Genomic DNA, 26,541 nt, shown 5'->3' with positions numbered 1-26,541 from the left:
GCCGTATGCTCCGTCGTGCGACTGTCTGCGCGCTCCTGCTCACCGCCCTGGCCTGTGAGCGCGTGGAGACGCCGCCGCCCGCGCCGCAGGCGGAGTTCGTGGTCGCGGCCGGGGACTCGGTGTTCTGGATCCGCTCCGACGCCGATGGCATTCGCGTCCGCGGGGCCCCGATGGTGCTAGCGCAGATCGGCGGGCGCTTCGCCGAGCTCTACATCACCGACGAGGACCACTCGTTCTACGACGCCGTGTACGTGGGCCAGCGGCTGTATCGCCGCGACCTGATCAGCGGCGACTCGCTGCTGCTGGCGAGCGACACCTTGATGCGTATCCTCGCGCGCGGCTACGCGGTGGCGAACCCTGACGAGCGCCCGCTGGCCTTCGACGAACAGGGCAGCGAGAACCCGCGCACCATCGCGAGTGCCGAGCTCTTCGTGCTGGATGTGATGGGTCCTTGGGTGTCCTACGAGTACCGCACGGACGTGGATGTCGTCGGCGGCTCGACCTCACACGGCCTGCGCCGTGGCGTGGTGGACGCGCGCACGGGTGTCGGTGCCACGCTCGAGGCGTTGTTCGGCCGCAGTGAATCGCGTCGACTGGCCAGCGAGGGCCAGCGGCAGTGGCGGCAGCAGCGGGACTCGACGCTGGCGGCGGCTCCGGAGGATCTTGAACTGCGCGAGCAGTTGGAGCGGCTGTCGTTCGATCCCCGCAGCTACTCGTTGGAGGTGGAGCGGCGCGAACCGCGCGTGCGCTTCGCACTGGCACAGTCGGCGGCGCGCCTGCCGGCCGCGGCACAGCCGCTGGTGCCGCTCGCCGTGGATCCGCCGGCCTGGTGGGACGGCGTCCGCAATGAGCACCCGGAGACCGCGGAGAATGGCGAGCGCGTCTGGGAGCGCGATGCGTACACGGTGGTAGGGCGCGCGGTCACCGAGCCGTCGCCGCGCGTGGCGTTTGCGCTGCGTGATGCGGGCGGGCAGGAATGGCGGCTCGGCTTCGTGCCCGCGCCGGTGCTTCGCGTGATGTGGCTCGACGACAGCGTCGTGGCGCCGGGCACCCACGAGGCCTTGGTGCGCGCCTTCGACGAGGCCGCGTTCTATTCCCAGAATACGCGCATCGTGCGGAACACGCGCCCGCGTGCGGCGCCCACTGTGCGCTACTCGTTGGCCGCCAGGCCAGCGCGTCCTGTCAGCGTGCCGCGGCGTCATGCAGCGGCACGCGGGAGGCCTTGAGATGGTCGATCGCGACGCACACACCATCACTGCGGACGAGCCGTGGACGCCGGAGCGTGCCAACAAGGCGCTGCCGCTCGTGCGCCGCATCACGGACGACGTGGTGATGGCGTTCCGGAAGTGGCAGGAACTCGTCGAGCGTTTTGAGCTCGCGTCGCTGCGCAGCACGCCTGACGCGCAGGATCCCGAGGCGGAACGCCTGCAGCGAGAGGTGCAGATGGCGGCGCGTGAGGTGCAGGGCTTCGTGGCCGAGCTCGGGTCGCTCGGCGTGGAGTGTAAGAGTTACGAACTCGGCCTGGTGGATTTTCCCGGCGAGCGCGACGGCGAGCCTGTGTACTACTGCTGGCAGCGAGGCGAACCTGAGGTCGCGCACTGGCACGCGCGAGATGCGGGGTTCGCGGGACGGCAGCCGCTCTAGGCGCAAGGCGTCGCCAGCGCCGCGGCGCTGGGCCGCTCGGATCGGCTAGCCGTCGGTCGTCACCGGGGCATCGCGGTACGGCAGCTCCAACTCCATCCCGTCCCGGGCCATCACCAGTTCTCCGTTGAACTCCTCGCGCGCCTCGCGCTCGAGGTCCCGCGTGTCGCGGGAGTAGCGCGCGGAGAAGTGCGTGAGCGCCAGTCGGCGCACACCGGCCATCCGCGCCACCTGCGCCGCCTCGCGGGCGGTGGCGTGCATCGTCTCGGCAGCGCGTGCTGCCTCCTCGTCGCCGAAGGTCGCCTCGTGCACGAGAAGGTCGGCCCCGAGCGCGGCGTCGATTGTCGCCTTGCAGGGGCGCGTGTCGCCGGAGAAGACCACGCTGCGGCCAGGACGCGTGGGCCCAACCAACTCGCTGGGCGCGACCACGCGGCCATCGTCGAGCGTGACCGACTCGCCCTTGTGGATGCGGCCCCAGAGCGGCCCTTCGGGAATGCCGAGGGCGCGCGCGTGGTCCGGGTCGAAGCGACCCAGCCGATCGTGCTCCTTGAGCGCGAAGCCCAGCGCGGCGCCCTGCCGATGCTCCACGGCGAAGGCGTGGATGTCGTATTCCTTCCGCTTGATCACCGCGCCGTCCTCGAGATCCGTCACGGTCAGCGGAAACGTGAGCTTCTCGTTGCCCAGGCCCTCGGCGCGCTTGAGCAGGTTCTGGGCGCCGCGCGGCCCCCAGATGTTCAGCGGCTGTTCACGCCCCTGCAGCGCCATCGTCTTCAGCAGGCCCAGCACGCCGAGAAAATGGTCGGTGTGGAAGTGCGTGAAGAGGATGTCGCCGAGCGTGAAGCCCACGCCCCAGCGCATCATCTGGCGCTGGGTGCCCTCGCCGCAGTCGATGAGCATCGTCTCACCCTCGCGCACGAGGGCGACGGCCGAGACCCCGCGCTCCACGGTGGGGCGCGAGGCGGAAGTGCCGAGGAAGTGGACGGAGAGGCTCATGGGGGCAGACGTGTGCGCAGGGAAGATAACCCAAGCGGAGGCTGCCCCCTCCCCCCTCCCTGCCTCTGCGAGCGGCGCACCGCTAGGCTTCTCTCGCTCTCCCCGGAAACCACCCTCGCCTTGGACACAACGATGCGTCGCCTCGCTGCCGCCCTGCTCGGTCTCCTGCTCAGCGTCCCGCTGGCCGCCCAGCAGGCAGGTGTGTCGGCGCGGCCAAGCTCCCGAGAGGCCAGTGCCGCCCAGCCAGCCACTCCGTGGACGTTCGGCTGGGTCGTGGATGCCACCTTCGAGTTCGGTGGCGACGAGGTCGCCGAGGTGTTTTTCACCAGCGGCGACTCACAGAAGATCACGGCCGGGAACGGCGGGACCTTCTCCGCCGGCTTCGAACTGCATCCGCGCGCGATGCCAAAGCTCGGCCTGCGCACCTTGGTGGGTTGGAAGTTCTCCACCTCGGCGGCCGAGAACGTGAATATCATGTTCACGCGCTTCCCGATCGAGGCGGTAGCGAGCTATTCCCTGAACAGCGATTGGCGAGTGGGTGCAGGCGTGACGCACCACGCGGGCATCAACCTCGACTTCGACGGACTGGCATCGAACGTCGCGTTCGATCCGGCCACCGGCGCCACGCTCGAGTTCGCTTGGAAGTGGGCGGCGCTGACCTACACCGCGATGAACTACCGCGCGGAGGACGGCACGGAGTTTGGCGCCAATGCCATCGGCGTCTCCGTGAGTTACGTCTTCGGCAAGCGCTAGTCCGCGCCGCTCACAACGTCGCGCCAGCGTGAAGGCGGGATGTTGGCGCCGCTCACCGTGACGGCCACCGGGAACGCCTGCGGCTTGAGCGCGCCCTCGCGCAAAGCGGCCACGCCGACGGCTCCTGAGCCCTCAACCGTCTCGCCGTGCGCTACGTGCAGGAACTTGATCGCGGCGGCCACCGCATCCTCGGTCGCGGTGGCGATGCCGTCGAGCGCCGCCTTGCCCTGCGCGAACATCTCGGCGTCCACGCGGCCTGCCAGGCCGTCGCAGAGCGTGGGGAGGTCGGGGACGTCCACGGCGCCGTTGCGCTGCAGGGCCAGCGACATCGCGTTCGTACGTTCGCTTTGCGCGCCGAGGATGCGTACGCCGGCGGCCGCGTCTTGGACGAAGCCGCCGATGCCGCCGACGAGCCCGCCACCGCCGACACAGACGACCACCGTGCGGGCGATGGGCAGCGACTCGAAGATCTCCAAGGCCACGGTCCCGGCGCCCGCGAGCAGCGCGCGGCCAGTGCAGGGACTCACGAAGGTAGCGCCGTGTTCGGCGGCGAAGGCGCGCGCCGCATCCTCGGCGGCGTCGTAGTGCGGCTGGCTGGCGTCAACCGCGGCGCCGAGTGCGGCGATCTTCTCGCGCTTGATGTCAGGCGCGGACGCCGGCACGAAGATTGTCGCGCGAATCCCAAGCTTTGCCGCGGCGATGGCAACCCCGATGCCGTGGTTGCCGGCGGAGCTGGCGACGACGCCGGCGGCGCGTTCGGCGTCGTTGAGGGACAGCAAGGCGTTGAGTGCCCCGCGAAGCTTGAACGAACCGCCTTCCTGCCGGTTCTCCAGTTTGAGATAGACCTCGCCACCAACCGCATCCGTCAGCGCCGGCGACGGAATCAACGGCGTACGGATGATGTGCGCGCCGATGCGCGAGTAGGCCTCGCGCACCTCGTTGGCGGAGGGGAGGATGCGGGTCACGGGGCTGAATGTAGCGCGAAGGGGCGCGCGGTCACGACCGCGGCACGGCGGGCCGCAATGCGCACTCTCACGTCGGCGGAAACATCCGCATGTACGCCGTTGCATCGAACTTCTCCCGCGCGCGGGCCAGCGACATCGGGCGAATGACGCCGAATACCGGCTTGTCGAACCAGGGCCGATCGAACTTGCCGAAGCACCACTGGATGCCGCCGTAGCTCGACGGGTCACGTCCGTCGAGCCCGTACTTGTTGTTGAGCAGGATCAAGTGCTCGAGGGCATGCTTGTAGCGCTTGGTCCAGAGCAGTACTGATTTGCCCCAGAGCATCCGCGTGACGTTGTGCATGTAGCCCGTGCGCAGCAGCTCGCGTTGCGCCGCGTTCCAGAGCTCGTCGTGCGTGTCGGCGTCTTCGAGCTGTCGCAGTGAGTAGATGGCCTCGCGCTCGTCGTCCTTGTGCTTCTCCATCGAGCGGTGCACCCAGTCGGGCAGGCCGCGGAGTTTGCCGTAGTTCGGGTTGCGCAGGCAGAAGTTGAGCGCGAGCTCCCGCCAGGTGACGAGTTCGTCCTGGAACTTGGCGGCGGCCGCGGCGCTGGCGGCCTCACGGACGCTGCGCAGCACTTCGGCGGCGCTGATCTGGCCGAAGTGCAGATACGGTGAGAGGCGCGACGTGCCTTCGGTGTCGCTGGGTTCGTTGCGACGCAGCTCGTAGTCGCGGAGCCCATCGCGGCAAAACGCGGCTAGCCGCGCGCGGGCGCCGTCGAGGCCGCTGGCGAACGGAACGGGCGGGACGCCGTGGTCGATCTCGCAGCACGCCACCTCCGCGGCGACATCGACGCGATCGAGATCGAGACGCTCCGCCTCGAGCGACTTCCACACGCGTTCCGGCAACGCGACGCGCGGCGCCCGATCCTCAACCGGCTCCATCGCCAACTCAATCAGCTTGGCGATCTTGGGCCTGATGGTCCGCGCCGCGTACTCCTCGCGCTGGAAGCTTCCGCTTGGCACGATGCCGTGTGACTCCACCATCTCCACGCGACAGGGCGCGCGCGCAGCGAATCGCGCCGTACGCTCCGCGATGCCCGCCGTGGGGAAATGGTCGGTGACCACCACCGCGGCCTGCGCCGCGAGCCGATCCACCACGCGGCGGTCGTCCTCGCGTCGGCGACGCAGCACGAACTGGTAGCGCAGGCCCAGTGCGTCCGCCCGGCGATGGAGTGCACGCGCATTCTCGAGGATGACCGTGTGGATGCGGTCGTTGGCGTGCTCGTAGGTGGGATCCACGCCGTGGTGGATGAGCAGCGGCTTGCCGAGTCTGTCCGCCTCGCGGACGGCGTGTCGCAGCGCCCAGTTCTCCTCGAAGCGCTGCGTGCTCTGCATCCAGTAGAGGATATAAAGTCCTTCGGGGACCAGCCGAACCTTATTGGCAGGCGTGATACGCAGCGCCAGCTGGTCGGTGACGAATTGGCTCTCGAGCGGGTGAGGACGGGTCACGTTCCCCAAAGGCTAGGGGCTGGCGTTGGGTTCCCGCTCCGGCTAGACTTCACGGACTGGCGGCCTCGTCCTCGCAGTACTGGGCGGGGCCGTATGCGTGACCGGAACCTTTGGTGTTCGTCTGGGATATGTTGGCCAGACAGGGACCTGACCGGTGCGCGATCCGGGGCTGTAGCTCAGCTGGGAGAGCGCTGCAATCGCACTGCAGAGGTCAGGGGTTCGATCCCCCTCAGCTCCATACGTAGTCTCGCTGGTTTCCTTGCAGGACAAGATGCCCGCCGCCGATCGGTAGGACGTAGAGTTCCAATGACGGCGTGCGTGGCTCCCTGCAGGACCGGCTGAAATGGCAACGGCGCGGACTCAGGTCCGCGCCGTTTGGCGTTTCTGGGGCCTGGTTGCACGCGCCTGGCCGCCGCGCGAGGAAGGCGAGCCCTCGCGCCTCCCGTGGACCTACCAGCCTTCACGCGCCCGAAGCGCCGTCACGTGTGCCGTGTGGTGCCGGCCGTGCCAGGCATAGTTCGAGAGCGCGGTGTCGATGGTCTGCGCTCCGGTCTCTGGGTGCTGGAACGGCCGCCCGAACTCGGCGGGTGTGAGTGAGCGCAGCACCGACACCCAGCGCGCGTGCAACGGCTCGAGCAGCCGCAGCGAGACCTCGATGGGCATCCGCATATCCGCCAGCTCGGCCCAGCGCGCCTCGTCGTACGGCCGGATGGTCGGATTGTCCTCGGTCAGCGCCAGCTTGAACCGGACCATGGCGTTGATGTGCGAGTCGGCGACGTGGTGCACGACTTGCCGGACGGTCCAGCCGCCGGGACGGTAGGGCGTGTCGAGCTGGGCATCGGAGAGCCCGGCCACGGCCGAGGAGAGCTCCTGTGGATGCTTGCCGATGGCCGCGATCCACTCCTCGCGCTGGCTGGCCGTGACGCCCGTGGGACGCTCCCAGGGGCCGATGGGGTAGCGGAGGTCGGTGCTCATCACCTGAAGCTAGCGTGGGCCGCGGCACCCTGCGCAGGAGCAGCGGAGCGCGCAATCGCAGTAAGTTTGCGTCATGTTTGCGATGCCTGGGGCAGTTCGCGTCCTTCGGCCACTCGGTGCCCTCTGCGTCCTGGCCGTGCTCGCCTGCGGCGAGGACGCCGGACCTCCCACCAACCTGGCGCCCGAGGCGGCGGTTATCGGGCCGCTGCCGGCCCTCCAGTGGTCGGGCGGTGACACCATCGGCGTGCTCGTCGCGGGCAGCGATCCGGAGCAGGGCTCGCTCCCGGCGTCCGCGCTGTCGTGGTGGGTGGAACTGCACCACGGTACGCACACGCATCCGTTCCACCCTGTCACCCCAGGGTCTGCCGGTGCGCTCGGAATCCCGCGCCTCGGCCACACGGAGGCGGAGGTGTTTCTCCGCATCTACGCGCGGGCGGTCGACGCGGACGGCGCGGCAGACACCGCCTTCGTCGACATCGCGCCGCTGCTGTCCGAGCTGACGCTGCTTTCCGAGCCCTCCGGATTGCAGGTCTCGTTGGATGGCCAGCCGCGGTCCACGCCGTACACGGAGACCGCGATCGTCGGGATGCGGCGGAGCCTACGCCCGGTGGATCCGCAGGAGTTCGGCGAAGGCGAGTTTTCCTTCCGCGAGTGGTCGGACGGAGGCGTGTTCGAGCGCGAGGTCGTCGTGCCCGCGACAGCGCTGTCGGTCGAGGCGCGCTTTGATTCGATCGGCGCGGCCAACGCGGCACCCAGTGTCGCGCTGCTCGGACCAGGGGCCGGAGCGACGGTGACCCTCGGCGAGGCAATCGCCGTCAGCGCGCAGGTCTCAGACGCCGATGGGGACGCATTCACCCTCGAAGCCCTCCTTGATGGCGACGTGGTCGCGAGCGTGGCATCGCAACCCGGGCAATCCAGCTACGCGATGAACGTCACGCCCCTGGGCACGGGCCGCCTGCAGCTCACGCTCCGTGCCGAGGACGCACGCGGCAAGTCGCGTTCGACCGAACCGGTGGAGGTCGTGGTGCAGGCCGCTGATGGATCGGACGCGGTGCCGCCCGTCGCGACGCTGACCTCGCCGACGGCGGACACCCGCGGACTCAGCGGAAGCATCAACCTCGCGGCGACGGCCACAGATGACGTGGGTGTCGTCGAAGTGCAGTTCGCCATCGACGATTCCGTGTTCGCCGTCGACGGGTCGCCGCCATACACCGCGACACTGCTCACAACGGCGAGCTACGCCTCCGGAAGGCACACGTTCCGCGCGCGCGCGCGCGACGCCGCCGGGAACTGGTCCGAGTGGTCGCGCGCGCCGGTGGAGTTCTCCGGCGCGGTTGAACTCGAGGCCGGCTTCTGGAGCAGCGTCTGGGTTTCGGGCTTCAGCGGCTATCCGACAGCGATGGCCTTCGCGCCGGACGGCCGACTGTTCGTCACCGAGCAGGGCGGGGCGCTTCGGGTGATCAAGGACGGCCTGCTCCTGCCGACGCCGTTCGTGACGGTGCCGTCGAATGCCGACGGCGAGCGCGGGCTGCTCGGCGTCGCCTTCGATCCCGACTTCGCGACCACGGGGTGGGTCTACCTCTACTACACAAGCGAGGAGGACGGCGCGGCGGCGCACAATCGCATCGTGCGCTTCACCGCCGACGGCGACGTGGCGCTGCCCGGCAGCGCCACGGTCCTGCTCGAGCTGCCGCCACTTGGCGAGGTCGCCAAGCACAATGGCGGTGCGATGCACTTCGGCGCGGACGGCAAGCTCTACATCGCCGTCGGCGATGCGACGATGCCGTTGAATGCGCAGGATCTGGGTACGCCATTCGGGAAGATCCTGCGCCTGAACCGGAATGGGACGATTCCGGCGGACAACCCGTTCCTGGCGCAGACCACCGGCGTGGCACGCGCGATATGGGCCATCGGCCTGCGCAACCCGTTCACGTTCAGCATTTCGCCGGCCACGGGCCGCATGCACATCAACGACGTGGGCGCGGCGGCCTGGGAGGAAATCAACGTCGGACGGGCCGGCGCCAACTTCGGTTGGCCGCAGGCGGAAGGCGTGACCGAGACGCCGTTGCTGGATGCGCCGCTGCTGGCCTACGGCCACAGCGCATCACCGACGCTTTTTGACGGTGACGCCGTCATCGGCGGCGATTTCTATCCCGCCGGCGGTTCCTTCGGCGAACGCTTTGCGGGCGACTATTTCTTTGCCGATTTCGGGCGCGGCTGGGTCTACCGCCTCGACGCCGCCGACGGATGGCGGCCGGCGGCGTTCGCCCAGCTGAAGGAGTACATCACCGGCTTGGCCGTGGGGCCGGATGGCGCGCTCTATGTGCTGGCGGCGCCCAGCATCATTCGTATCGCCCGCTAGCGGTTCGCCACGGTCTGCGAACGGTTGGCCCCGCAGCCGAGGCCTGGTGCCGTCCCGCGCGCCATCGTCCGGTATGCGATACGCCCTTGCCTCCCTGCTCGTCGGCGTCCTCGGCTGCCTGCCGCTGGGACTGCCCGACCCAAAAATCCCCCGGGCGGTCGGCGACCGGGCCGTGCTCTTCATCGGCAACTCGCACACGTATGTGAACGACCTGCCGGGTATGGTCCGGTGGATGGCCCGTCAGGTCGGCGATACGGGGCTGCGGACGGGTGAGGTGTCGGCGCCGAACTTCGCGCTCGAGGACCATCTCGCGATTGGGCAGGCGGCCAAGGCGCTGCAGGACTCGCGATGGAAGTGGGTCGTGCTGCAGCAAGGCACCAGTGCGCTGCCTGAGAGCCAGGCGAATCTCGAGTACTACACGCGAATCTTCGGGCCCGCGATCCGCGAGGCCGGTGCCGACCCCGTCCTCTACCAGATCTGGCCGTTTGCGTCGCGCCGCTTTGATGCGGACGCCGCGCTCACGAGCTACTGGAACGCGGCGTTCGCGGTGCAGGGCATCCTCGCGCCGGCCGGTGATGCCTTCACCGCGGCCTTGGAGAGCGACCCACCGATCAACGTGTACCACGATGACGGTCTGCACGCGTCCCCTTTGGGCACCTATCTCGCGGCGGCGGTCATCTACGCGCGTCTGGCGGGCGTGTCGCCGGAATCCCTCCCGGCCACTTTCCCCTCCGGCAGCGTGGACAGCGCGACCGTCCGCGCCTTGCAGCGGGCCGCCAGCACGGCGCTGGCGCGTTCGCCAGCACGGCCGACCGCGCGTCGGGTGGTGAAGGACACGACGGCCGGGCTGCGCGACAGCTTGAGCGCACCGCGCCTCGTCATCGATGACACGACCTTCTTTCCCGAGGGCCTCGATGTCGATCCCCGCGACGGCACGATGTACGTCACGAGCATCCGGCACCGCACGGTCTATCGGGTACGGCCCGGCGCAGCGGCCGAGCCCGTGCTGGCGTCGGGCGCCGAAGGCCTCGGGGCCGCGATGGGTGTCCGGCTCGATGTGCGGCGCAACTTGCTGTGGGTGACGGCCGCCGACCTGCCGTACATGCGGCGCGACGGGCTGCCGCCAACACCGGGTGCGGAACTGGTGGCCTTCGACCTTGCCAGCGGACGCGTGGCGCAACGCCACCTGCTCGGCGATGGCAGCGGTGCCCCCGGCGAGCTGGCGTTGGCCAGCGACGGAACGGTACTGGTCAGTGACGGTCTGCGCGCGCAGCTCTATCGCCTGCGGCCTGGTGCGAGGGCCATCGAGGTGCTGCGCCCCGAAGGACTCAGGTCGCCGCAGGGCATCGCCGTGTCACCGGATGCTGCGGTGGCCTGGGTGGCGGACTGGTCGCGCGGCCTGTTCCGCTGGGACCTGCGTTCCGATGTCGTCGCGCCAGTGACCACGGCTGCCGGCGGGCGCATCGGCGGCATGGACGGCCTGCTGCGCGCGGCGGATGGCAGCCTGGTGGCCGTGCAGAACGGCGGTTCCCGTCCGCGGGTCCTGCAGCTGCTGCTCAACGCGACGGGCGACGGCCTCGAGGACGTTCGAGTGCTCGAGGAGCGAGACGCGTACGAAGGCGAGCCGACCGTCGGGGCCCTGCTGGGCGATCGCTATTTCTTCGTGTCGTCGAGTGCCTGGCCCTTCTGGGACGAGCAGGGCGGGCGCAAGTCCGAGCGAGGGCCGTTGCCGCAGGTGATCCTGCGCGAACTGGCCTTGCCGAAGCAGCGCTAGCGGATCACCGGCTTCGGACCGACGCCGGTGACGCGGCGGCACTGCCCCTCGCGGGCAGTCGCACGACGGCGTCGGTGCCTCCGACGGAGTTGGGCTGCAGGTCCACCGAGGCGGTGACGCCGTGCAGGCGCTCGAGGCGCGCCCGTAGGTTGGCGAGCGCAATACCGGCGCCATTCGAGCGCTGCTGCGGCACGCCCGGCGCCGCCGTCGTGCTCGCCGCGCTCCCATCGCGCACCACGAGCTCGAGCGTCCCGTTTTCGCAGCGCGTGATCACCTCCACGCTTCCCGGTCCCTGCCGGCGGCCGAGCCCGTGCTTGAGGGCGTTTTCCACCAAGGGCTGCAGTGTGAACGCGGGGACTGCGAGCTCATTCGCACCCGGGTCCAGCGTCCACTGCACGTTCAGCCGGTCCGCGAAGCGCACCTGCTCGATCTCGAGATAGTGCGCCACCAGCGCGATCTCCTGCGCCACCGTGGTTTCCTGGGCGTCGCCCGCGGCCAGCGTCGCACGCAGCAGGTCCGAGAGTCGCACGAGCATCGCGCGCGCCGTGCTGGCGTCGCGCCCGATCAGCGTGACCACCGAGTTCAGTGCGTTGAAGAGGAAATGCGGGTTGAGCTGCGCGCGCAGGGCCTGCAGGCTGGCCGTGGCGAGGTCCTCGCGCAGTTGAGCGGCCCGCAGCGATTCCTCCTGCCAGCGCGCGTGCCAGGCGAGTCCTGCCTGGGCGCCGACCACGGCCCAGTACACCACCATCAACAAGTCGCCGTACTGCCGGATGCCGATGAGTACGCGGCTGTCGAAGCCGCGGGGTTCGTTCATCCCGAAGGCGAGACTGACCTCCCAGATGATGAGGATCTGCGCGACGATCACCGCCGGGCTGAGGATGGCGTGTGCCGCCAGCGCGCGTCCGATGCGACCGCGCTCAAAGGGCACGCGCTCGCAGACCGCGACGATGAGCGCCGACCAACCCGCCCAGGGCAGCCAGATCAGCAACTGCGAGGCAAAGACCTCGACAAGCGTCAGGTCGGGGTTCAGGCGGGAGGGCACGAGGCGAAGGCCCAGCGTTGCCACGGCGGCTGGCAGCAGCCAAAACGCAATCAGCAGGGCCCTGCTGCTGATCACCCCGTGGCCGAGACGAGTGCCGCCCGATCTCGGCGCGGTCACGTCGCGCGCGGTGCTCACCTCGCGCGCCGTGCTCACGCGCGACCCGCCAGCCGCGCCGCGACGGCCTCGCGCCGTGTGCGCGAGACGCGAAGCTTGGTGCCGTCGCGAAGGATCAGTACCTGGTCGCCGGCAAACCACGGCTGGAGTTCCCTGATGGCGTCGATGGCCACGATGACGCGTCGGTGCACCCGGACGAAGCGGGCGGGATCCAGCTGCTCCTCCAGCGTGGCCAGCGTCTCGCGGACGCTGTGCTTGCCGGTCGCGGTGAAGAGGTCGGCATAGTTGCCATCGCTTTGGATCCAGCGCACGTCCTGCACCGGCACGAGCAGGGTGCGTTCGCCGACGCGCACCAGGAAGCGCTCGAGGTAGCGCCCGGCGTCGGTGGCCGGCCGCGCCACGGAAGTGAGCAGTTCGGCGAGCCGGCGGGCCTCATCCGCGAGGCCGTTGGTCGCCCGCCCCGCCGTGAGCCGGCGCCAGGCTGCGTGGAATCGTGCGTCGTCGAAGGGCTTCAGCAGGTAGTCCACGGCAGCGACCTCGAAGGCGCGCAGCGCGTGCTGGTCATAGGCCGTCACGAAGGCGGTGGGCGGCATGCGCTCCGGACCGATGCGCTCAACCACGCCGAAACCATCGCAGCCGGGCATCTGGATGTCGAGGAACACCACCTGCGGCCGCCAGTCGCGCACATGGGCAATGGCTTCGTCGCCGTGGCCGGCCTCTCGAATCTCCGCGGAGGGCTCCGCTTCGAGCACCAGGTCACGAAGACGTTCGCGTGCCAAGGGCTCGTCGTCGGCGATCAGCACACGCGTGGGCATCCCGGAATGTACGGAAGGCGGGCAGGGGCCGTCGCCGGCGCGTGACGAGCCGTGCCGCAGCAGGGACAGGCCGTCGTGGCGACGGGCGGGGTCGGCCGCGCGGTGGAGTCCTGGACGGCAGTCTCGGCCGTCAGCGCGCGGCGGTGGTTAACTTTCCCGTCTCTCAGCGCCCGCATCTCCGTGACCGATACCAGCCCCAGCCCCGACGCGCCCCGCGCGCGCGACTTCATCCGCGAGCTCGTCGCCGACGACGTGGCCAGCGGCCGCTTCGGCCGCCCCCCGGCCACGCGTTTCCCGCCGGAGCCCAACGGGTTCCTGCACATGGGACACGCCAAGTCCATCTGCCTCAACTTCGGCATCGCCAAGGAGTTCGCCGGCAGCTGCAACCTGCGCTTCGACGACACCAATCCGTTTACCGAGGACATGAAGTACGTCGAGGCCATCAAGCGCGACGTACAGTGGCTCGGTTTCCAGTGGGATGGTGAGTTCTACGCCTCGGATTATTTCGAGAAGCTGTATGACATCGCCGAGGACCTGGTGCGGAAGGGCAAGGCGTATGTGGACGACCAGACCGAGGAGCAGATCCGCACCAACCGCGGCACGGTGACCTCGGCCGGCACGCGCAGCCCCTGGCGCGACCGCAGCGCGGACGAGAACCTCGACCTGCTGCGCCGCATGAAGGACGGCGAGTTCGCCGACGGCGAGCGCGTGCTGCGCGCCAAGATCGACATGGCGCACCCGAACATGATCATGCGCGACCCGCTGCTGCTGCGAATCCGCCGCGGGGCGGAGCATTATCGCCGCGGGACGAGCTGGAACATCTTCCCGCTGTACGACTTCGCGCACGGCCTGAGCGACGCCATCGAGGGCATCACGCGCTCGCTGTGCACGCTGGAGTTCAAGGACAACCGCGAGATCTACGATTGGCTGGTGCGCGAGGCGGGCTTCAAGAATCCCCCGACGCAGATCGAGTTCGCGCGGCTCGAGCTCGATTACACCGTGCTCAGCAAGCGCAAGCTGCTGCGTCTGGTGAACGAGGCGAAGGTCAACGGCTGGGACGACCCGCGGATGCCGACGATTGCCGGGCTGCGCCGCCGTGGCGTGCGGCCCGAGGCCATCCGCGACTTCGCCGAGACGATCGGCGTGGCGCGAAAGGACGCGCGGGTGGAGATCGCCATCTTCGAGCACGCGGTGCGCAACGACTTGAACATGGAAGTGCCGCGCGTGCTGGCCGTGCTCAAGCCGCTCAAGGTCGTGCTCACGAACTATCCCGAGGGCCCGGGTGAGATGCTCGAGGCCCAGAACTATCCGCACGACGTGCCCAAGACGGGCACCCGGCAGATCCCGTTCTCGCGCGAGTTGTACATCGATCGCGATGACTTCATGGAGGACCCGCCGAAGAAGTTCTTCCGGCTCTCGCCGGGGAACGAGGTGCGGCTGCGCTTCGGCTACATCATCAAGTGCGAGGAGGTCGTGAAGGACGCGGCGGGCGAGATCATCGAGCTGCGCTGCAGCTACGACCCAGAGACCAAGAGCGGTGGCGCCAATTCCGGCAAGAAGGTGAAGGGCACCATCCACTGGGTCTCGGCGCCGCAGGCCTTGAGCTGCGAGGTGCGCCTCTACGACCGGCTCTTTGCCCAGCCCGACCCGGACGACGTACCGGAGGGCCAGGACTTCATGGTCTCGCTGAATCCGGAATCGCTAGTGGTGATTCCCGACGCCAAGGTCGAACCCACGGTGGCGGCCGACCCCATCGGCTCGCGCTACCAGTTCGAGCGGGTGGGCTACTTCTATAGCGAGCCGGAGGACAGCAAGGCCGGGCGCCTCGTGTTCAACCGGATCGTGGGGCTCAGGGACAGCTGGGCCAAGGAGCTGAAGAAGGGCGGCTGAGAGGCGTGGGGCGGGATGGGGCAGCATCCCGGGTGCCTCGTGCTGGCGAACGCAGGCCTCGTAGGGTTGCTCCGGGCTCCAGGTGCCGATAATTTCAGGGTTCCCCGGACGCGTCCGGGGAAACGCTGCCCCTTAGCTCAACTGGCAGAGCGTCTGACTCTGGATCAGAAGGTTCCTGGTTCGATCCCAGGAGGGGCAATCGCGCAGCAAGCAAACGGCCACCCGCTCACGCGGGTGGCCGTTTTGTGTTTCGTGGGACTGCGGCGCCAGCGAAAGGGCGGCGCCTCCCGCTGGGGGAGACGCCGCCCTTCCACTACTGCGGGTGAGGGCGCTTACGGCGCGCCGGTCACCGTCAGCTGCATGCCGGACACCACACCAGCCGGGGTCCAGGCGTAGAGGCGGACGCGGTACCAGCCCGGCAGGGCCGTACCGATGGCGCAGTTCTCGCCGTTGCCGGAGTTCCAGGAGCGGCAGCGGAAGTTCGAGCCACCGCCGTCCGTGGTCGTCCAGTTGGTCACGCCTGGGTCGAAGACGTACAGGTCGCCGTCACCCGAGCCGTTGGCAGCCACGGCCGTGAAGCTGGTGAAGCCACCGCCGACAGCGTCGAACGCGTAGCTGTAGCCGTTGCCGCCCGCCATGTCAGGCGCGGTGACCGGGGCACCGGAGGTCAGCGCGGCCGCGACTTCGAAGGAGGCCGTGCCGAGCACGTTGGCACCGTCGGCGCCAGCACCGGTGGCGTTCGCCGTCACGGTGAGGTTGCCGACCCCGCCGGCAAAAGTCACGGCGCCCGTACCGGCGTCGACCGTGCCAACGGCGTCATTGCCGCCGGACCAGGTAATCGGCGTCACGATGACGTTGCCGAGGCCCGAGCGGGCAGTGGCAACCAGCGTCGTGTTGGTGCCGGTGTTGCCGCGGAAGCCGATCGCATCGACGCCCGTGCCACCGGTGATGGTGACCGTGGCGACGACGGCATCACCCATCACCGTCACGTTCGTCGTGCCGTTGACGGCGACACCGCCGTCCGACGCGTTGGCCGCGGTGGCCGTGATCGTGGCGACCTGCGCATCCGCCGTGGCGGCGCCGACCGACACGAGGCCCGTGGCGTTGACCGTCACGCCCGCGTTGTTCGAGGCCCAGGTGATCGTGCGGCCAGTGACCGGGTTCCCCTGCGTGTCGAGGATCGTCAGCGTCATCTGCTGCGCCTGCTCACGACGCATCGTCGGGTTGGCCGGCGCCATCGTGATGGTGCCCACCGGGTAGCGCACCGCGACGGAGATCGAGTCCGTGCGGCCACCGGCGGTGGCGCGGATCCAGGTCGTGCCGCCCGCAACGGCCGAGACGAGGCCGGTCGCGTCGATCGTCGCCGCAGCCGGGTTCGACGACACCCAGGTCACCGCGCGATCCACGAAGTTGCCGCTCGAGTTCGTCGGCACGCCGAGCATCTGACGCGTGTTGCCAGGAATCAGCTGCGTCAGCGTCTGGTTGTTCGGCACCGTGACGATTTCGACTTCGACGATTGAACTGCCGCCAACCCCGTCGTCATCGCTCGAGCACGCTGCCAAGGTGAGAAGTGGCACCGCTGCGAGGGCGGTGAGACGGCGCCCCCAGGGCGCTCGAAGGAAGTGCTTCGGCATCAGGCTGTACCGGTGCGGGGGTGAAGGGACACGGTGCCTCACCGCAGAGGACACCGCGCAACGTGCGGTCCGACGCGAGCGCGCAACGCGAACGCGCGGCGGACGACTGGGACAATCTTGGTACAAGTTCCCGCGATGTGCAAGGAAGGGTCAATAGATGCGCTTCGGCGCCTCTTCGGACCCCCGTTCCGCCTTACGGTTCGCCCCCTGAGTGCCTACGTTCTCTCGGCTCGCCCCAATTGCCGTCCTCTTCCCCCGACCCATGCGATTTCATCCGGCTCTCGCGCTCGCCGCCGTCCTCGCCTTCCTGTTGCCCAGCGCGAGCCGCGCGCAGGCCGCGCCCGGCGAGTGGATCTCCCTCCAGCGCGCCGACGCCTGGCGCGGCTATCGCTCCGACACACTTCCGAGCGGCTGGACGTTCGACGACGCCACTGGGGTGCTCCTCCGCGGCGCGAGCCGCCGCGACATCATCACGCGTCGGCAATTCTCGGACTTCGAGCTTGAGTTCGAGTGGCGGGTGAGCGAGACGGGCAACAGCGGCGTGTTCTACCGCGCCACCGAGGGGACGCGCGTCGTCTACGAGAACGCGCCCGAGTACCAGATTCTCGACAACGTCGGGGCGCCCGACGGCCGCAGCACGCTCACCTCGGCCGCCGCGAACTACGGGCTGGACGCCCCGGTGCGCGATGTGACCAAGCCCGTGGGCGAGTGGAACCACGGACGCATCATCGCGCGAGGCCCGCACGTCGAGCACTGGCTGAATGGCGTAAAGGTCGTGGAGTACGAGCTCTGGACGCCGGAGTGGAGGGCAAAGGTCGCGACCACCAAGTTCGCGGCCTGGCCCGCGTACGGCTGGGGGACCTACGGGCACATCGCCCTGCAGGAACATCCCGGCGAGGTGGCCTTCCGCGGCATGCGCATCCGGGAGCTTTCAAGGTGATCAAGACTCGCCTCGCGGTCCTGATGTTCCTGCAGTACTTCGTCTGGGGCGTCTGGTTCGTCACCATGGGCACCTACCTCGGCCAGACGCTGCGCTTCTCCGATCCGCAGATCGGCGCCGCCTACGGCGCCACGGCCATCGCCGCGCTGATCTCGCCGTTCTTCATCGGCATGGTGGCGGATCGATTCTTCGCCACCGAGAAGCTGCTCGCCGTCCTGCACATCGCGGGCGGCGTGGTGATGTGGATCGTGAGCGGCCAGGATGCGTTCGGCACGTTCTATCCGCTGCTGATTGTTTACGCGCTTTGTTACATGCCGACGCTGTCGCTGTCGAATGCAATCAGCTTCCACCACATCAAGGATCCGGCGAAGGAGTTCCCGCTGATCCGCGTCCTGGGGACCTTCGGCTGGATCGTGGCGGGCATCCTGGTGGGCAAGGTGTTGAAGGCTGACGCGCTGGCCCTGCCGATGCAGCTGGCAGCCGGTGCCGGGATTGTGCTCGGCCTCTTCTCGTTCGCGCTTCCGGCGACGCCGCCGCGGGCCGCGGGCCGGCCCTTCAGCGTACGTGACGCCTTTGGCCTCGACGCACTCGGGCTGCTGCGCCACAAGGACTTCCTGATCTTCACGCTGGGCAGCTTCCTGCTCTGCATCCCGCTGCAGTTCTACTACACGTTCACGAACCTCTACCTCAACGAGATCGGCGCGCCGGAGCCGGCGTTCATCCAGACCTTCGGACAGATGAGCGAGATGGTGTTCCTGGTGCTGCTGCCGGCCTTCCTGATGCGCTTCGGCATCAAGAACGTGCTGCTTGTCGGAATGGCGGCTTGGGCCGCGCGCTATTTCGCCTTCGCCGGCGGAGATGCCGGTCCCGGCATGTGGATGATCTACGCAGGCATCGTGCTGCACGGCGTCTGCTACGACTTCTTCTTCGTGGCCGGCCAGATCTACACGGACCAGCGCGCGGGTGCGTCCATCCGCGCGGCGGCGCAGGGCTTCATCAACTTCGTCACCAACGGGCTGGGCTACTTCGTCGGCGCGTTCGCGTCGGGCTGGGTGGTGAATCGCTACGCCACCATCGATGACGCCAGCGGCGTCACGTTGCACGATTGGTCGAAGATCTGGCCAATCCCCGCCTACGGCGCGCTTGCCGTATTCGTGCTGTTCCTCGTGCTCTTCCGGACCAAGAACGGTCCGTCATCTGCGGAGGCCTGAGACCCTGATGTCACGTAAGCCCAACTTTGATCGCCGCTCGTTCGTCGGTACGATGGCTGCGGCTGGCGCCGCCGCCAGCATCCCGCGGCCGCTGCACGCATTGGCCGACACCGTGAACCAGCCGACGCAGAAGCTGCGCATCGCCTGCATCGGCGTGGGTGGCATGGGCAACAGCGATGTGCGCGGTGTGAGTGGCGAGCAGTTGGTGGCCTTCGCGGACGTCGATTGGCGCCAGGCCGAGCGCACGTTCCGGCAGTTCCCCGACGTGAAGCGCTACAAGGACTTCCGCGAGATGCTGGAGAAGGAGCGCAACAACATCGACGCGGTCACGGTCTCGACGCCGGACCACACGCACGCGGTGGCGGCGATGATGGCGCTGAAGATGGGCAAGCACGTGTACTGCCAGAAGCCGTTGGCCCGCACGATCGGCGAGGCCCGCGCGCTGCAGGCCGAGGCGGGACGGCGGCCGCGGCAGACGACGCAGATGGGCAACCAGGGCCACGCCGGCGAGGGCATCCGCCTCATGCGCGAGTGGGTCGAGGCCGGGTTGATCGGCGAAGTGGAGCGCGTCGAGTTCTGGACGAACCGTCCGATTTGGCCACAGGCGCTCAATCGTCCGACGGAGATGCACAACATCCCGCCGACGATGGATTGGGACCTCTGGCTCGGACCCGCCGCCGAGCGGCCGTACCACCCGCGCTATGCGCCGTTCAACTGGCGCGGCTGGTGGGACTTCGGCACGGGCGCGATGGGCGACATGGCCTGTCACATCATGGACGCGGCGTACTGGGTGCTGGGGCTCAAGTATCCGGCGCGCATCTCGCCCGAGGTGACGACACCGTATACGGAGACGGCGCCGGCGGTGGAGCGGATCACGTATGAGTTCCCGGCGATTGGGAATCGTCGCGCGGTGACGCTGACCTGGCGCGATGGCAGTCTGTATCCGCCGAAGCCTGCTGGGTGGGGGAATGATCCCTGGCCGCATGACACGGAAGGCGGGCAGCTCTGGGTTGGCTCCAAGGGCATGATGCTGGCGAGCACCTATGGGCAGAATCCGCGCCTGCTTGACGCCAAGTTGGATGCGGAAGTGCGTGCCACGCCGTTGCCGCAGAAGTATGAGCGGACTGCTGGTGTTTATCAGGAGTGGATCTCGGCGTGCAAGACGAACGGGCGTGCGGGGTCGGACTTTGCCTCGTATGCGGCGCCGATGACGGAGATGATCCTGCTTGGGTGCTTGGCGTCGCGGATGGGGGAGGTGTTGGAGCTCAATCCGAACACCGGCGCGATTACCAATGTCACGCCGCCTTCTGAGTTTGTGATGCCGGCTTATCGGGCGGGGTGGAGTCTCTAACCGCAACTGCTTTGCCACAGAGGCACAGAGACACAGAGGGTCTTGCTGCGATGCTGATGCGCGGCTTGCTCTCTGTGTCTTCTCTTTGGGGGAACAGCTCTTGTTGATTGAGGCATACGTGTCATCCGCTGCCGAGGCGCTGGCGGCGGAGCGGGCGGGGGCGGGGCGGATTGAGCTCTGTGCGCCCGGGGACGGAGGGCTCACGGCCACGCCTGCGTTGATTGACGCGACGCTCCGCGCTTGCTCTGTGCCTGTGCACGCGATGGTGCGGCCGCGGGAAGGGGACTTTCGGTACTCGGATGCCGAATTTGCGCGGATGCGGGAGGAGGTGCGTGCCGTGGTGGCGGCTGGGGCTCACGGCGTCGTGTTTGGGATCTCGTTGGGTGATGGACGGCTGGATGCGGCGCGGATGGGGGAGCTCGTATCTCTTGCGCGGCCGCTGCGCGTCGGGGTGCATCGGGCGTTCGATGCGGCGCCGGATCCGGATGAGGCGTTGGAGCAGTGTCTCGCGCTTGGTGTGGACGTGATTCTCACGGCTGGGCACGCGGCGACGGCGCTTGAGGGCTGCGAGACCTTGGCGCGCCTCGTGGCTACGGCCGGGAACCGGCTGGTCGTGATGCCGGGGGGCAGCGTGCGGGCGTCGAACGTGCGGGAGATCGTCGCCCGTACGGGCGCGAGCGAGGTGCACGCCCGCGGCGGAGATGCGTCGGTGATTGCGGAGATCGCGGCGGCTATGGCCGCCAAGTCCCCTTAGCCACCTTCGGCACAAAGCGGTCAATCCCGCGGTTTGGATACGCCAGCGTGCGCCCTTCCTCCGCCGAGCGATACGCCGTCATCAGCATCTTCACGACCTCCACGCCGTCGTCGAAGTCGAGCTTGGCCTTCTCCTTGCCGAGGAACACGCTGACGAAGTGGCGGTCCTCGCCGGTGTAGCCGTAGGCCGCGTACTCCTCGGGCACCACGGGCATCACGCCCTGCTCGGCGTTCTGCTTCTCCACCAGGTCCTCGCCGGCCTTGCCCGTGACCTCGCGGGAGAAGAACAGCTGCAGGCCGCTGTCCAGCGAGTTCCACTTCATCGAGTACTCGGGGCCCAAGAGTTCGGCGCTCAGCCGCAGGCCGGCGCCGACGAAGCTCCAGCTGGTCGTCGCCTCGCCGATGACCTTGTGGCCGTCCTTGGTCTTGAACTCGATCATCACGCTGGCGAAGTCCTCGCTGGGCCGCTTCGTGTAGTCGAGCGCGTTGCTCATCGTGCGCTTGAGCTGCTTGGCGTAGTGCGGCCGCGACCACTTGAGCGAGGCGATGTGGCCCGTGATGCGCGAGGGCTTCACGGTGGACAGCGGCTGGCCCGGCTCGGTGAGCAGGTAGCGCACGACAAGCGCCGAGTGGCACATCATGTCGTTGAGCACGCCGCCGCCCTGCAGGGTGCCCTGCCAGAACCAGGGTGCGTGCGGGCCGCTGTGCTCCTCGGCTGCTCGCGCCAGATACGGACGGCCAGTCGTCGCCGCGCCGCGAGCCCAGAGCAGTTGCTTGCCCGCCTCGACGTGCGGCGCGAAGAGTTGGTTCTCGAGGTAGCCGGTCTTGAGGCCCACGCTCTTCACCAGGCGCGCGACCTCCTCGGCCTCGGCCACATTGCGCGCGAGTGGCTTCTCGCAGGCGAGCCCGCGGAGCTCACCCTTGCCCGTCTTGATGGCGTGGACGATCTCCTCGACGTTCTCGATGCGGGCCTGGTTGGGACCGTTGAGCCAGATGGCGTGGATCTTCGGATCGGCGACCATCGCCGTGATGCTCTTGTACGCCTTGGCGGCGCCGACATCGAGATTGCGCGCGAGCTTGGCGGCCGCGCCGGCGTTCTTGGCGTTGGGGCTCCACACGCCGAGCACATCGCCGTCGCGTACGCCGCGCCAGCCCTGGATGTGGAAGCGGGTGTTGAAGCCGGAGCCAACGAAGCCAACGCCAAGTCGTTCGGGGGCGGTCATAGTCTCGTCCAGTCAGTGGGTGCTGCGGAGAACGCGTCGCAGTGTGCGAAGCAGAACGCGCCTAGAGATAGCGTCGGAATCGCGTCCTGACTACCGTCCAGAGCAGAATCCCCATCGACAATGACCACGCCGCCCCCCGCCGAATTCATGGCCGAGCAGTCCAACCTCGTTCCTCTCTATCCCAACGAGCGTGGGCTGCGGCGATGGTTGTTGGCCTGCATCGTCTCCGTGTTCCTCGCCGTGGGAGTTGGCGGGATCACGCGGCTCACGGAGAGCGGGCTGAGCATCACCGAGTGGAAGCCGGTGTCGGGCGTGTTGCCGCCGCTCTCCGAACAGGGCTGGGCGGAGGCATTGGAGAAGTTCCGACAGATTCCGCAGGCGGAGACCACGCACGCGGGCATCACGATGTCGGCGTTCAAGTGGATCTACTGGTGGGAGTGGTTCCACCGCTTGGTGGCGCGCGGCGTCGGCTTGGTCTTCGCGATTCCCTTCCTGTGGTTCCTGGTGCGGGGACAGCTCCCGCCGCCGCTGCGCCTTCGGCTCGCGTGGCTGCCCTTGCTGACGCTGGGTCAGGGCGTGCTGGGCTGGTACATGGTGCAGAGCGGTCTCACGGAGCGGACGGAAGTGAGTGCATATCGGCTGGCCGCCCATCTCTCGCTGGCGCTGGCGATTCTCGTGGTGGCGCTGTGGTCCTGGGCGGATCTGAAGCCGCGGCCTGGTCAGTGGCTGTCTTCGCGGATGATGCAACGTGCGTCGCTGGGCATCGCGGTGCTGGTGGGCATCACGGTCGTGTCGGGTGCGTTTGTTGCCGGGCTCCGCGCCGGCCGCATCTTCAACGAGTTCCCGCTGATGGGCGGGCAGGTGGTGCCGGAGGGCTACGCGTCGATGGTTGGGGTGTGGCGCAATGCGTTCGAGAATCCCATCGCCGCGCAGTTCCACCATCGCGTGCTGGCGATTGCCACCGCGCTGCTCGCGCTCGCGTACGCGTGGCGCTCGCACTCGGTGGACCTCGGCGCGACGCAGCGACGCACCATCACTTGGCTCGTGGCGGCCGTGTTCACCCAAGTGACGCTCGGCATCGTCACGCTGCTCTGGGCCGTGCCCGTGACGTTGGGTGTGCTGCATCAGCTGACTGGCGTCGTCGTGCTCTGCGTGGCCGTGCTCGGTGTGCACTCGATGCGACACGGCACCTGAGGGCAATCCCCTACGGCAACTCGCCGTAAGGCCGCGGTTCATCCAATTCCGCACAGCGTTTCACGGCCGCGCCCGACTGCGCCGCGGCGCCGCACGTGGCATCCTGCCCCTGCCACCCAATGGAGGGGAACGCCATGACATCGCTGATGAAGAACGCCCCGGCATCGCCAGCCCGCGAGCTGTCGACGATGCGGAACCGGCTGCGCCGGTTCTTCGAGGAACCGTTTGCGATGGACTTCGCCCTGCCGATGAACCTCGAGCGTCGTCTGGAGACGATGATCTGGTCGCCGGCGGTGGAAGCCATCGAGAACGAGAAGGAGTACGTCATCACGGCCGAGCTCCCGGGCATCTCGCCCGAGAACATCGAGGTCAACGTCGTGGAAGGCGTACTGACGTTGAAGGGCACGAAGGACGAGGAGCGGAAGAGCGAGGAGAAGGACCGCAGCGTGCACCTCTGGGAGCGCGAGTACGGCCGCTTCGAGCGGATCTTCCGTTTCCCGCTGGAGGTCGAGGACACGAAGGTGGCCGCCGAGTTCACGAACGGCGTGCTGACCATCCGTGTGCCGAAGGCCAAGGTGGCGCGCCCGGAAGCGCGCACCGTGCCGATCGCCAAGAAGTAGCGATCAGTAGCCCAGCGCCTTCAGGTGCCCCAGTCCCGCCGACGCCGAGTCCCAGGCGTCGGCGGGACTGTCGTGTTCGACGTAGACGTGCCGCACGCCGCGGGCCGTCCCCTCGTCGATGATGGCCTTCCAGTCGAGCACGCCGGCGCCGGCGTCGACCATCGTGTGCGCGGGGGGACCCATCGAGTCCTTGATGTGCAGGTGCGCGATGCGACTGCCGTGGGCGCGCAGCACCGTCAACGGGTCGTGTCCGGACTTGAAGGCCCAATAGCAGTCGAGCTCAAGATCAACCACTGACGGATCGCTCTCGCGAGCCAGCACGCTCCAGAGCGTGCCGCCGTCGCGGGCGGCGAAGTCGTAGTCGTGGTTGTGGAAGCCCGCGCGGATGCCGCGCGAGGCGCCGGCACGACCGGCGGCCGAGAGCAACTGCGCGAGCGCCGTGTAGCCCTCCGTGTTGCGCTGCGGCGGATTCGTCGACGGCACGATGACCCAGCGCTGGCCCATCGCCTCGGCGCGCGCCAAGGTGGTCTCGAGGCGGTCCGGCGCCAGCTCCCGCGAATCCACGTGCACGGCGGGTGAGGTCAGGCCGTTCTTGTCGAGCAATCCCTTGAGCTCTTCCGCCGAGCGCCCGTAGCTGCCCCACCACTCGACCTCGCGGAACCCGAGTTCGGCGATGCGCGCCAGCGTGCCCTCGACGTCGCGTTGCATCGCCCCGCGCAGCAGGTAGAGCTGCACGCCAATGCCGCCGAGGGCGGTGGACGCTTCGCCCGTCTGCGCGTCAGAGCGAGGCCGGCAGCTGGCGAGCAGCGACGGCGGCAGGGTGAGGCCGGCAGCGGCGGCCCCGAACGCGGAGATGAAGGAGCGACGGGTTGTCATGGCGCGAAACTTCGTCGCGTGCGGGAAGCGGCGCCAGCGCGCGGACCCTGGGGGAGCGTGCACGCCGGCAGCGCGCGCCCCGGCAGTGCGCGCCCCGCGGCGAAGGCGCTACGCCGCGTACTTCCCAGGGTCGTACGCCATCTCCGCGCGGTACAGCTGCCGAAGCGCCGTGATGTCCGCCTCGACGTCACCCGTCGTGTAGAATGGCGCGAAGATTCGGATTGTGCGCGTCGAGAAGTCGAACGCCACCGGCACAATCGGCATCTGCGCCTTCTGGGCGATCCACCAGAATCCGCTGCGCCAGCGGTCGATGCGCTTGCGCGTGCCCTCCGGGCTCAGCGCGATGATCACGCGGTCGAGCCGCTCGACCAGCTCGGCGGTCTGCGTCACCACGTCGTTCTTGCTCGCCCGGTCGACCGGAAAGCCACCCAGCCATCGCATCAACAGGCCCATCGGGAACCGGAACAACGTGTCCTTGCCGAGGAAGGTGCCGCGCAGGCCAATCGCGTACTTGGCCATGATGCCGACGACGAAGTCCCAGTTGGACGTGTGCGGCGCGACGATGATCTCGAACTTGCGCAGGTCGGGAAACCCCTCGCCGACGAAACGCCATCCCGACAGCCGCATCAACGTCGTGGCGCCCCAACGCGTCAGTGCATTGCCGCGCGACGCGACGTTCGGCGAGATGATTGGCACGTTCACGCGTCCGCCCCGGCGCGGGCCGATGGGCGGGCCGTCGTCTGCGTTGATCTGCATCGCAACGGGCCGGAGGATTCGCGCACTCACGATGCCCAGCAGCGACAGCGACACCCCGACCACGGCGAAGATCGCGGCCCAACGCGGCGTGCCGCTGGCATCACGCAGCACCTCCACCAACGTGCCGCCGACCAAGGGCCCGAGCAGGAAGCCGAACGAGCCCGCCAACTGGAAGCTGCCGAACAATCCCTCGCCGGCGCCGCGATGCGCCAAGTCTCCGACCAACGCCAGGCTCGGCGCGAACATCATCGCGCTCAGTGCGCCCGACACAATCATCACCGCAGGCAACCACGAGAACTCCAGCACACCGTAGCTGGCGTAGACGATTCCGAACGTGATGTTGGCGAAGATCAACGGCCCGTACCAGCCCACCCGGTCGGCGTAGCGGCCCGCGGGCCAGCAGAGCAGGGCGAAGGGCAGCAGGAAGAGCGACATCAACATCCCGCGCGCGGCCGCGTCCACGCCGTGCACCTCGCTCAGGAATAGCGTGAAGCTCGAGACGAACACGCCGATCAGGAATCGGTCCGCGAAGCCATACGCCAGCGGCATCCAGCTTGCCAGCGACTTGCGATCCCAGGCATAGCGCGCGTGCGAATCGCGCGCCGGCGTCGCGTGCTCGGGCACCATCGCAGATGCGAGCGCCGCAACCACCAGTAGTCCGGCACCCACGCTGTACACCGAGAGCGGACTGCGGTCGATCAGCACGCCGCCCAGCGGCGCACCCACGCCCACGCCTACCATCAGCGCACTGGCCACGATGCCCAGCGACGCCCCGCGTCGCGCGCCGCCGACACGGTTGGCGGAGATCATCAGGAACGTCACTGCCGGGAGGTGCGCGATGCCGTCCAGCGCGCGCCAGGCGTAGAGCACGCCGAGGGATGACGCATTGCGCATGCCCAGGAACGAGACGGCGTCGAGCAGCAGCAACCCGATCATCCACCACCGCGTCTCCGGCCAGCGGCGATGCAGGGCCAGGGCCACGGGCACCGCGAAGATTCCCGTCAGCTGGTTCAGCGAGACGAACAGATGCGCCTGGAAGCGCGAACCCCCGTGTTGGTCCACCACGAGCTCGGTGAGCCCCGGCACCAGCAGGGTGATCGGCACCAGCGTCAGGAACGTCGCCAGCGCAATCGCGCCGAGGGCTGGGGAGAACTTCGTCTCTCGTGGCAC

At 68.5% G+C, this 26,541-nt stretch carries 22 protein-coding genes and 2 tRNA genes; 14 read left to right on the top strand and 10 right to left on the bottom strand.

Features of this window, described 5'->3' with window-relative positions:
- The first annotated feature begins 5 nt into the window (after window positions 1-5).
- Together KF709_04640 and KF709_04635 are read left to right on the top strand one after the other, a co-directional pair.
- Window positions 6-1,226: a hypothetical protein gene (locus KF709_04640; GenBank protein MBX3173673.1), complete on the top strand. Its 1,221-nt coding sequence runs from the start codon at window positions 6-8 to the stop codon at window positions 1,224-1,226.
- A 1-nt stretch (window position 1,227) separates the two neighbouring features.
- On the top strand, window positions 1,228-1,644 hold the full coding sequence (locus KF709_04635; GenBank protein ID MBX3173672.1) for a DUF2203 domain-containing protein: 417 nt from the start codon (window positions 1,228-1,230) through the stop codon (window positions 1,642-1,644).
- A 45-nt stretch (window positions 1,645-1,689) separates the two neighbouring features.
- Here KF709_04635 and rnz read toward each other — a convergent pair whose 3' ends face one another.
- Window positions 1,690-2,634, bottom strand: coding sequence for a ribonuclease Z (gene rnz / locus KF709_04630; protein ID MBX3173671.1), 945 nt, complete (start codon window positions 2,632-2,634; stop codon window positions 1,690-1,692).
- 132 nt (window positions 2,635-2,766) lie between these two features.
- Here rnz and KF709_04625 point away from each other — a divergent pair, with 132 nt between their 5' ends.
- On the top strand, window positions 2,767-3,387 hold the full coding sequence (locus KF709_04625; GenBank protein MBX3173670.1) for a hypothetical protein: 621 nt from the start codon (window positions 2,767-2,769) through the stop codon (window positions 3,385-3,387).
- On the opposite strand, the gene KF709_04620 is transcribed toward KF709_04625, so the two are convergent.
- Together KF709_04620 and KF709_04615 are read right to left on the bottom strand one after the other, a co-directional pair.
- Complete coding sequence (locus tag KF709_04620) at window positions 3,384-4,352, bottom strand: pyridoxal-phosphate dependent enzyme (protein MBX3173669.1); 969 nt, start codon at window positions 4,350-4,352, stop codon at window positions 3,384-3,386. The two genes, KF709_04625 and KF709_04620, sit on opposite strands and share 4 nt — an antisense overlap.
- A 67-nt stretch (window positions 4,353-4,419) precedes the next feature.
- Window positions 4,420-5,841, bottom strand: coding sequence for a deoxyribodipyrimidine photo-lyase (locus KF709_04615; GenBank protein ID MBX3173668.1), 1,422 nt, complete (start codon window positions 5,839-5,841; stop codon window positions 4,420-4,422).
- 165 nt (window positions 5,842-6,006) lie between these two features.
- On the opposite strand from KF709_04615, the gene KF709_04610 reads away from it, so the two are divergent.
- Window positions 6,007-6,079: transfer RNA gene (locus tag KF709_04610), tRNA-Ala, on the top strand.
- Window positions 6,080-6,291: 212 nt separating this feature from the next.
- Here KF709_04610 and bstA read toward each other — a convergent pair.
- The gene (bstA, locus tag KF709_04605; protein ID MBX3173667.1) at window positions 6,292-6,819 is read right to left on the bottom strand and encodes a bacillithiol transferase BstA; all 528 of its coding nucleotides are present in this window, start codon (window positions 6,817-6,819) and stop codon (window positions 6,292-6,294) included.
- Between the two features lie 79 nt (window positions 6,820-6,898).
- Between bstA and KF709_04600 the strand changes: the two genes are divergently transcribed.
- Complete coding sequence (locus KF709_04600) at window positions 6,899-9,178, top strand: PQQ-dependent sugar dehydrogenase (protein ID MBX3173666.1); 2,280 nt, start codon at window positions 6,899-6,901, stop codon at window positions 9,176-9,178.
- Between the two features lie 73 nt (window positions 9,179-9,251).
- Window positions 9,252-10,952, top strand: a complete 1,701-nt coding sequence (locus KF709_04595) for a hypothetical protein (protein ID MBX3173665.1) — start codon at window positions 9,252-9,254, stop codon at window positions 10,950-10,952.
- A gap of 4 nt (window positions 10,953-10,956) precedes the next feature.
- Here the strand turns inward: KF709_04595 and KF709_04590 are convergent, their stop codons facing one another.
- Together KF709_04590 and KF709_04585 are read right to left on the bottom strand one after the other, a co-directional pair.
- Window positions 10,957-12,147 carry a histidine kinase gene (locus tag KF709_04590; protein ID MBX3173664.1) on the bottom strand — a complete coding sequence of 397 codons (1,191 nt, stop codon included), beginning with the start codon at window positions 12,145-12,147 and terminating at the stop codon, window positions 10,957-10,959.
- Complete coding sequence (locus tag KF709_04585) at window positions 12,144-12,923, bottom strand: response regulator transcription factor (GenBank protein ID MBX3173663.1); 780 nt, start codon at window positions 12,921-12,923, stop codon at window positions 12,144-12,146. The genes KF709_04590 and KF709_04585 overlap by 4 nt, the downstream gene beginning before the upstream one ends.
- A 102-nt stretch (window positions 12,924-13,025) precedes the next feature.
- Between KF709_04585 and KF709_04580 the strand changes: the two genes are divergently transcribed.
- Both KF709_04580 and KF709_04575 read left to right on the top strand, forming a co-directional pair.
- Window positions 13,026-14,813, top strand: coding sequence for a glutamine--tRNA ligase/YqeY domain fusion protein (locus KF709_04580; protein MBX3173662.1), 1,788 nt, complete (start codon window positions 13,026-13,028; stop codon window positions 14,811-14,813).
- 126 nt (window positions 14,814-14,939) lie between these two features.
- Window positions 14,940-15,012 (top strand) — tRNA-Gln (locus KF709_04575).
- Window positions 15,013-15,145: 133 nt separating this feature from the next.
- Here KF709_04575 and KF709_04570 read toward each other — a convergent pair.
- Window positions 15,146-16,390: an Ig-like domain-containing protein gene (locus KF709_04570; GenBank protein MBX3173661.1), complete on the bottom strand. Its 1,245-nt coding sequence runs from the start codon at window positions 16,388-16,390 to the stop codon at window positions 15,146-15,148.
- A 319-nt stretch (window positions 16,391-16,709) separates the two neighbouring features.
- Between KF709_04570 and KF709_04565 the strand changes: the two genes are divergently transcribed.
- The 4 genes from KF709_04565 (at window position 16,710) to KF709_04550 (ending at window position 20,703) form a co-directional block, all read left to right on the top strand.
- Window positions 16,710-17,387, top strand: coding sequence for a DUF1080 domain-containing protein (locus tag KF709_04565; GenBank protein MBX3173660.1), 678 nt, complete (start codon window positions 16,710-16,712; stop codon window positions 17,385-17,387).
- A gap of 23 nt (window positions 17,388-17,410) precedes the next feature.
- Entirely contained in the window at window positions 17,411-18,598 is a 1,188-nt protein-coding gene (locus KF709_04560) for a nucleoside permease (protein ID MBX3173659.1), read from the top strand.
- A gap of 7 nt (window positions 18,599-18,605) precedes the next feature.
- The gene (locus tag KF709_04555; GenBank protein ID MBX3173658.1) at window positions 18,606-19,949 is read left to right on the top strand and encodes a Gfo/Idh/MocA family oxidoreductase; all 1,344 of its coding nucleotides are present in this window, start codon (window positions 18,606-18,608) and stop codon (window positions 19,947-19,949) included.
- A gap of 118 nt (window positions 19,950-20,067) precedes the next feature.
- The gene (locus KF709_04550) at window positions 20,068-20,703 is read left to right on the top strand and encodes a hypothetical protein (GenBank protein MBX3173657.1); all 636 of its coding nucleotides are present in this window, start codon (window positions 20,068-20,070) and stop codon (window positions 20,701-20,703) included.
- Here KF709_04550 and KF709_04545 read toward each other — a convergent pair.
- Window positions 20,681-21,925, bottom strand: a complete 1,245-nt coding sequence (locus KF709_04545; GenBank protein ID MBX3173656.1) for a Gfo/Idh/MocA family oxidoreductase — start codon at window positions 21,923-21,925, stop codon at window positions 20,681-20,683. The genes KF709_04550 and KF709_04545 overlap by 23 nt on opposite strands.
- A gap of 120 nt (window positions 21,926-22,045) precedes the next feature.
- On the opposite strand from KF709_04545, the gene KF709_04540 reads away from it, so the two are divergent.
- Window positions 22,046-23,119, top strand: coding sequence for a COX15/CtaA family protein (locus KF709_04540; GenBank protein MBX3173655.1), 1,074 nt, complete (start codon window positions 22,046-22,048; stop codon window positions 23,117-23,119).
- A gap of 134 nt (window positions 23,120-23,253) precedes the next feature.
- Window positions 23,254-23,739 carry an Hsp20/alpha crystallin family protein gene (locus tag KF709_04535; protein MBX3173654.1) on the top strand — a complete coding sequence of 162 codons (486 nt, stop codon included), beginning with the start codon at window positions 23,254-23,256 and terminating at the stop codon, window positions 23,737-23,739.
- A 3-nt stretch (window positions 23,740-23,742) separates the two neighbouring features.
- On the opposite strand, the gene KF709_04530 is transcribed toward KF709_04535, so the two are convergent.
- Complete coding sequence (locus KF709_04530; protein MBX3173653.1) at window positions 23,743-24,615, bottom strand: sugar phosphate isomerase/epimerase; 873 nt, start codon at window positions 24,613-24,615, stop codon at window positions 23,743-23,745.
- Between the two features lie 108 nt (window positions 24,616-24,723).
- The gene (locus KF709_04525) at window positions 24,724-26,541 is read right to left on the bottom strand and encodes an MFS transporter (GenBank protein MBX3173652.1); all 1,818 of its coding nucleotides are present in this window, start codon (window positions 26,539-26,541) and stop codon (window positions 24,724-24,726) included.

Source organism: Gemmatimonadaceae bacterium, from assembly GCA_019637445.1.
GTDB lineage: Bacteria > Gemmatimonadota > Gemmatimonadetes > Gemmatimonadales > Gemmatimonadaceae > Pseudogemmatithrix.
This window is presented reverse-complemented; position numbering and strand designations above follow the sequence as displayed.

Coding starts and splice junctions, on each gene's coding strand:
- KF709_04640 (MBX3173673.1), top strand. CDS start 6: ATGCTCCGTCGTGCGACTGTCTGCGCGCTCCTGCTCACCGCCCTGGCC.
- KF709_04635 (MBX3173672.1), top strand. CDS start 1,228: ATGGTCGATCGCGACGCACACACCATCACTGCGGACGAGCCGTGGACG.
- rnz (MBX3173671.1), bottom strand. CDS start 2,634: ATGAGCCTCTCCGTCCACTTCCTCGGCACTTCCGCCTCGCGCCCCACC.
- KF709_04625 (MBX3173670.1), top strand. CDS start 2,767: ATGCGTCGCCTCGCTGCCGCCCTGCTCGGTCTCCTGCTCAGCGTCCCG.
- KF709_04600 (MBX3173666.1), top strand. CDS start 6,899: ATGCCTGGGGCAGTTCGCGTCCTTCGGCCACTCGGTGCCCTCTGCGTC.
- KF709_04595 (MBX3173665.1), top strand. CDS start 9,252: ATGCGATACGCCCTTGCCTCCCTGCTCGTCGGCGTCCTCGGCTGCCTG.
- KF709_04585 (MBX3173663.1), bottom strand. CDS start 12,923: ATGCCCACGCGTGTGCTGATCGCCGACGACGAGCCCTTGGCACGCGAA.
- KF709_04565 (MBX3173660.1), top strand. CDS start 16,710: ATGCGATTTCATCCGGCTCTCGCGCTCGCCGCCGTCCTCGCCTTCCTG.
- KF709_04560 (MBX3173659.1), top strand. CDS start 17,411: ATGTTCCTGCAGTACTTCGTCTGGGGCGTCTGGTTCGTCACCATGGGC.
- KF709_04555 (MBX3173658.1), top strand. CDS start 18,606: ATGTCACGTAAGCCCAACTTTGATCGCCGCTCGTTCGTCGGTACGATG.
- KF709_04545 (MBX3173656.1), bottom strand. CDS start 21,925: ATGACCGCCCCCGAACGACTTGGCGTTGGCTTCGTTGGCTCCGGCTTC.
- KF709_04540 (MBX3173655.1), top strand. CDS start 22,046: ATGACCACGCCGCCCCCCGCCGAATTCATGGCCGAGCAGTCCAACCTC.
- KF709_04535 (MBX3173654.1), top strand. CDS start 23,254: ATGACATCGCTGATGAAGAACGCCCCGGCATCGCCAGCCCGCGAGCTG.
- KF709_04530 (MBX3173653.1), bottom strand. CDS start 24,615: ATGACAACCCGTCGCTCCTTCATCTCCGCGTTCGGGGCCGCCGCTGCC.